Raw genomic sequence first — 6,090 nt, 5'->3', positions numbered from 1 at the left:
ACATCATCACCGCAAGGCGGATGATCTCAGGGCTGGTTTTAAAATAGCGAAATGGGGAGCGTTTTGTCATCCGGCGACGCTACGAAACTGACTTCCCGGCCTCAAGCTGGTTTAATCTGACAGTGCCCATGGAGAAGATCCTCGACATTGCGTAGTGAAAGCGGAAATCAAACATACATCATCACCGCAAGGCGGATGATCTCAGGGCTGGTTTTAAAATAGCGAAATGGGGAGCGTTTTGTCATCCGGCGACGCTACGAAACTGACTTTCCGGCCTCAAGCCGATTTAATCTGACAGTGCCTCTGTGACCAATTGACATGAACCGGTGATTACTCAGAATCTGTGACTTGAGCACAAAGGGAGATTTTCAATGGAAAATACCGGCAATACCATCGGTATCATCGGGGGTTCAGGAATGCTCGGATCGGCAATTTTGAGTGCACTTCTTGGAAGCGAGGCGTTTGAACAATCGAATTTCTGGGTTTCAAACAGGAGTGGCAATGCCTCTAACGTCGAACAAAGTTCAATTATTCACTTCACAAAAGACAATCAGGAGTTGGTTGACGCCTGCGATGTCATCATTCTATGCGTGCCGCCTGCTCGATTTCCTGACATCGACATCCACGCACCCAACAGGTTGGTAATTTCAGTTGTGGCCGGTGTGACGATTGGTGAAATGAAATCCAAGACAGCATCTGTTCGTGTTGTGCGGGCCATGAGCAGTCCTGCCGCTTCTTTGTCCATGGCGTATTCACCTTGGATAGCAAACACAGAAATTGGGTCGGACGACAGAGATATCGTGAGAAAAATCTTTGGGGCGTGCGGCACAACGGATGAGATTTTCGACGAGCAACAGCTCGATCACTTCACCGCAATGACTGGCCCGGTACCGGGTTTTGTCGCCTATTTTGCCAAGTGCATGGTGGATCATGCCACAAGCCAAGGTATTGCGCCTGATGTTGCTGACCGGGCCATTCGTCAACTTTTTCTTGCTGGTGGAACAATGTTGGCCGCCGCCAGCACCAGCCCCGCCGATCAGGTTCGTTGGATGATCGAGTATGCTGGGACGACAGCCGCCGGGCTAATTGCAATGGAGCAGTCGAGCTTGTCCAAAACAATCAGTGACGGGCTTCTGGCGGCAGCCGACAAGGCAAGATCGATTTAGCAGACTATGGCTATTTAAATTGGTGTTTTGGAATGCACTACGAAACATCAAGTAATTTTCGAAGTCCGCTTTACCGTCATCCGGCGCCAAAAAATGCTGCGCGATGTACGAATGGCTGCTGTGGTGAAGCTGCACTGCGGCGGCGTTGATCGTGACCAATGGCAGGTATGGGCCGATCATGTAGCTTCTACCCTCGACATGGGCGGAAACCGGACTTTCGCGGCACTTTGCGCCGAGGTCGGCTAAGCGGACAAAGCCGCCTGATGCTCATGCCGCACATTTCGTCAGACCTGCCCAATCAAGAAGGTGACAGTTTCGTGGCACTGCGGCAGGATTTCCCCGAATCAGCCGTTGGTTTGGTAACTTAATCCACATTCGCAACGAATGACTGATCCCCATTTACCGGATGTCAGGATTCCAAAATACGAAATACAAGAGTGCGAAACTGCCATTGTATTGCACAACTCGCTAAGAATCCGGGCCTTTTGAGGTTTTTGAATATACTTTGAATTTTGGTGGCTCGCCTTGCTACACTCTCCAAAACGGATATTGACAGGCTGGAACGTGTGCTTTGGAAAATGACAAAACGATTGCCTATGACATGATTCTAGCACGCGCGAAGCTGTTGTCGCTTTATCGTCGCCAGCCGCTTCCACCTGGTAAAATGAAACCCGGACTGGACGAAATCGAGGCTGCCAATCGGCTGGCGCTCATCGAAAACTGCATTAATCAAGTACCAATCTTCAAGGGACGGGCCTGGGGCGCATTTTGGATTTATGTCATTGGGTTGCCTCGTTGTCGCAAGATATTACGCGATCACGAGGCCGATATGCGCCCAGTGACCATCGACACGAAGTCCATATTTCCTGAGGGCTTGTTGCGGCAGATGGAAGGGGACGTCCATCGCACTTATCGCACACAGCTTTTTCAAGCACTGAATGCAGTAGATTTCGCCACCGGGTTTGAGACATTTGGACGAGAGACCGCGAGCAAGCTGGACGAACTGGCAGCCGATTTTGGATCTGGCCCCGTGCCCCCAAGCGATCTTTATGGGTTCCTATCAGACTTGGTTTTCAACGCATTCTTTCGCATGATATTAGGCATTCAGCCGGATGGCAGCAGTGCAGACGCGCTGCGTCAGGCCTATCACCAGCTTGGCGGAAACGGATTGGTCTGGACGCCCGGTCTTCGCCAAGAACAGGCCGTTGGAAGCATTGCGGACATTCTGCAGACTGCCGCCGCCGAAATTGATCGAAACAGCATTCTTGGGCAGTTGAACGCCCAGGGATGCGTAGACAAAATCATGATGGGAAACTTGATATACATGGTTGAAATGGGCCGATACGATACAACCGCATTCCTACGCTGGCTGATGTGGTTCGCTGCGAAGCACCCGGATCAGGGTGACCGGATCGCACGTGAACAAAGCTCTTCTTCTTTTGCAAACGCTTTTGTTATGGAAGTTCTGCGGCTGGAGCAGGCGGAACGCCTTGTCCGCAGGGTCACGCGAGATTTTGTCGCTGACGGTTTTCTGTTTCCTAAAGGCGCGATGGTGCGGTTTTGCATCTGGGAATCGCACAAGCTGACTGATGCGCATGACCGCCCGTTTGAATTCGATCCCAGCCGTTTTCTCGACAGCAAGCCGGGACCCGACCGGTACTCGCCCTTTGGCGCGGACCGCCACCAATGCCCCTTTGGTACATTTTCTGTCCGGTTCGGGGCGACGTTTTTGCAGGCTCTGTCGCGGAAATACCGACTGAACGCTGACGGGCCCAATCGTTCAGTGCGGGGCCTCTATCATTGGGAGCCCGAAAACACCTTCTGCCCAGCACTGACACCGCGCGACACGGCAGTTCCCAATTGACCCGCGTACCCGAAACAGGTCCGGGACAAACCGGCTTTGATGGCAACCTTGCAAAATGGTTTGACAATCAGGCCCAATCAAACCCCGATGCAATTGCGATTATTGATGATCGCGCTCGAACCTATGATCAGCTTCGACGCCGTATGATGGCTTATACACGCGGCCTCTCAACCTATGACTTGCAACCGGAATCGACAGTCGCGCTGCTTGTGTCGCGGGATTTTGACATGGTGGCTCTGATGTTGGCGATCCTGTGGTGCGGCCATGCTTATGTACCGATTGATCCTGACGACCCGGTTGACAGGGGTATCGGCATTCTGAACGCAGCCTCCTGCGCCTTGGTGGTGACGGATGCCACGCATCATGCACGGCTAAAAACCGCGGATGCGGCAGGTTGGTTGCCACCGTTGGTCCTGAACGGCGCCATGATAAAGATGGGCGAGGACCGGGACACATTCGTCTGCGCCCCCGGTGGTGCAAGACTGGCATACATTCTCTTCACTTCCGGAAGCACTGGCGTGCCAAAGGGTGTGGAAGTCGAACACCGTCAGGTGCTCCACATCCTTAAAGCCGCGGGCGAACTGTTCGATTTTAGGCCAAGCGACCGTTACCTTGCTGTGGCCACGATCGCCTTTGATATCTCGTTGGTCGAATTGTTCCTGCCCCTAGTGAACGGAGGCAGCCTTTTACTGAGAAGCCGGACATTGTTACTGGAACCTAAGCGGCTGTTTTCCGAACTGAAACAACACGATGTGAATATAGTGCAACTGGGTCCGTCAAGCTGGTCGGTGATGTTGGAGAGTGGCGTTGAGATACCGCCACTCAAAGTCGCAATCACTACTGGCGAAGCGGTTGCGCCCGATCTTGCGGAGCGACTGGGCCGAGTTGCAGATATTGTCTGGAACCTATACGGGCCGACTGAAACGACGGTCTGGGTGACAGGTCAACGGCTTGATTCAAAGGCGTCACCAACAACCCCGGTGGTCTCGGCTATTTCCGCGCCAATCGGCATCCCCTTACCGCGCTGCACCGCCATTGTCGTAGATGAGGCCGACCGACCCGTACAGTACGGCAGTATCGGCGAGTTGATGATCGGCGGCGCCGGTCTGGCGCGTGGGTATCGGGACAACCCAGAATTGACCGTAACGAAGTATGTCACACTCGAAAGCGGCGGACAGCGGCTTTATCGCACCGGTGATCTGGTGTCGCGCGACGCGAACGGAATAATTCACTATCACGGCCGGATCGACGACCAGCTTAACATCCGTGGTGTGCGCATCGAGCCCCGCGAGGTCGAAACGGCGCTGCTGGCACTGCCCGAAGTGACGCAAGCAGCGGCCACCTGGTTTGTGACGCCCGCCGGTCCCAGAGGATTATGCTGCGCTATAGTCTGGGCGCCGGGACAAAGCCTGACGTTCGACGAGGTGCAGAACTGCCTGCGCAGCAAAATTCCCGCAGCCATGGTGCCTTCGCGTTTCGTCGCTCTTAAAAACCTTCCATTGACAGCCAATGGCAAGGTGGATCGCAAGTCGGTCCGAGATGCTTCTATCGCAAACCATCGTGACGAGGTACCGGTTATAAACGACGCGCTGGACGTCACGGATACCGAGGGTCGGCTGCTGTCGATTTGGGCCAATGTTCTTGGCACCAAGACTGTGACGCTGGATACGCATTTCTTCGCGGAAGGTGGCGATTCCCTGTCGGCTATCGTGATGATGATGTACGTCGAAAAGTCACTGGGGGCCAAGATGGGGCCTGACGCGATTGCCAAAGCGCCGCGGTTGCGTGACTTTGCCAGAACGGTCGAGATCCTGCGGTGGCAACCGGTTGACCTGAACAACCAGAAAACTATCTTTCCGCTTGTGGAAGAGGGTGACGGCCCCCCGCTTTTTTTCAGCAATATTGATCAAAAGCTTGGCCGGTCCGCGCCTTGGAAGGGTGGATGCCCTCTTTACGCGATTGTGCAGTGGGCGCACGGGCGAGGCTTTGTAAAGGCAAAGTCGATCCAACAACTCGCCGCCGCGCAGATTCGCGAGATACGCGCAATTCAGAACAGCGGCCCTTATCGTATTGGAGGCTATTCGCTGGGGGGACTGATTGCGTTGGAGATTGCCAGTCAGCTTCACGCGCTAGATGAAGAGGTCGAGCTGTTGTTCCTGCTCGACCCAATGTCTCCAGTTCAGTATCGCAGTGCGCAGTCAGGAGAGACTGTTGAATCCCACAGCTATCAGAGCCCGCCATTTGCTGAACGGCTCGTTCGGCAACTTCGCAACCTAGTCAGGGATCCGGTTGCTAGCTTGCCAAAAATGGGTAGCAAGACAATGGGAGAATTGCGCAAGTTGCGGGTCTGGCAACGTCTGGCTTATCATAGGCTTGATCTGTACGGTCGTTATCCTTCGCGATTGACCAGTTTTCTGGTCCCCAAGAACCGGTGGCCTGCATTCTGGATGATGGCGCAGCAATTGGCTCGATCCTATGTCGCCCAGCAATACAAAGGTGCTTGCCTTGCGGTGTTTCACGACCAGGGTGGACGATACGAAATCTGGCAGTCGATTCTGTCGGAAACTGCCGAATTAGCGGTAGTCGAAGCTTCGCATTTGGGCCTTTTTGAAGAACCCGCAGTGAATATCTGGATGGATCTTGTTTCACATGTGGTGAACGCTTCCGGAGATATTCCGCTCAAAACAGATACGTCCGAAGCTGTCCCATCCACGCAGGTGCCTGACAGTTGAAAGGCACGATTGCACCCTCAACGGCATTGTCAGAAGAAACTGTCTTGAGGCGGGCACGGCGGATTTGTAGCGTGTGGAGATGACCAAACCTGATCCATTTCGCTATTTCAAAACGAGCCGTGAGATTATCCGCCTGGCGGTGATGTTGTATGTGCGGTTTCCTCTCTCGCTTCGCAATGTGGAAGATTTGCTCCACGAACGGAAGCTGTCAGACTAATTCGAACCAGTCTCAGTTTACCGCGGAACGCGTGAACTTATGCGGAACAAAGCTGCCGCCACTCGGCAAGAGCGGCGGCTCGGTTCAATTTGAAATTTGCTCGTGAGTAAA

4 protein-coding genes and 2 pseudogenes are annotated in these 6,090 nt (G+C 53.8%); 5 read left to right on the top strand and 1 reads right to left on the bottom strand.

The features are described 5' to 3' along the window. Positions 1-170 precede the first annotated feature (170 nt). Positions 171-245: pseudogene (locus tag PEL8287_RS20410) on the bottom strand (IS6 family transposase); the annotation flags it as partial. Between the two features lie 126 nt (positions 246-371). Between PEL8287_RS20410 and PEL8287_RS19520 the strand changes: the two are divergent. The 5 genes and pseudogenes from PEL8287_RS19520 to PEL8287_RS20405 form a co-directional block, all read left to right on the top strand. Further along, on the top strand, positions 372-1,166 hold the full coding sequence (locus PEL8287_RS19520) for a pyrroline-5-carboxylate reductase family protein (protein WP_085894124.1): 795 nt from the start codon (positions 372-374) through the stop codon (positions 1,164-1,166). 93 nt (positions 1,167-1,259) lie between these two features. Then, complete coding sequence (locus tag PEL8287_RS20140) at positions 1,260-1,412, top strand: hypothetical protein (protein ID WP_176228713.1); 153 nt, start codon at positions 1,260-1,262, stop codon at positions 1,410-1,412. Between the two features lie 325 nt (positions 1,413-1,737). After that, positions 1,738-3,030, top strand: a complete 1,293-nt coding sequence (locus tag PEL8287_RS19515) for a cytochrome P450 (protein WP_085894123.1) — start codon at positions 1,738-1,740, stop codon at positions 3,028-3,030. Next, positions 3,027-5,762: an amino acid adenylation domain-containing protein gene (locus PEL8287_RS19510; protein ID WP_176228712.1), complete on the top strand. Its 2,736-nt coding sequence runs from the start codon at positions 3,027-3,029 to the stop codon at positions 5,760-5,762. Before PEL8287_RS19515 ends, PEL8287_RS19510 begins: the two co-directional genes overlap by 4 nt. A 79-nt stretch (positions 5,763-5,841) precedes the next feature. Then, positions 5,842-5,973, top strand: a pseudogene (locus PEL8287_RS20405) (IS6 family transposase); the annotation flags it as partial. Positions 5,974-6,090: the final 117 nt, after the last annotated feature.

It is taken from the genome of Roseovarius litorisediminis, assembly GCF_900172295.1.
Classification (GTDB): Bacteria; Pseudomonadota; Alphaproteobacteria; order Rhodobacterales; family Rhodobacteraceae; genus Roseovarius; species Roseovarius litorisediminis.
The sequence above is the reverse complement of the archived record's forward strand: the minus strand, read 5'-3'. Positions and strand labels throughout refer to the sequence as shown.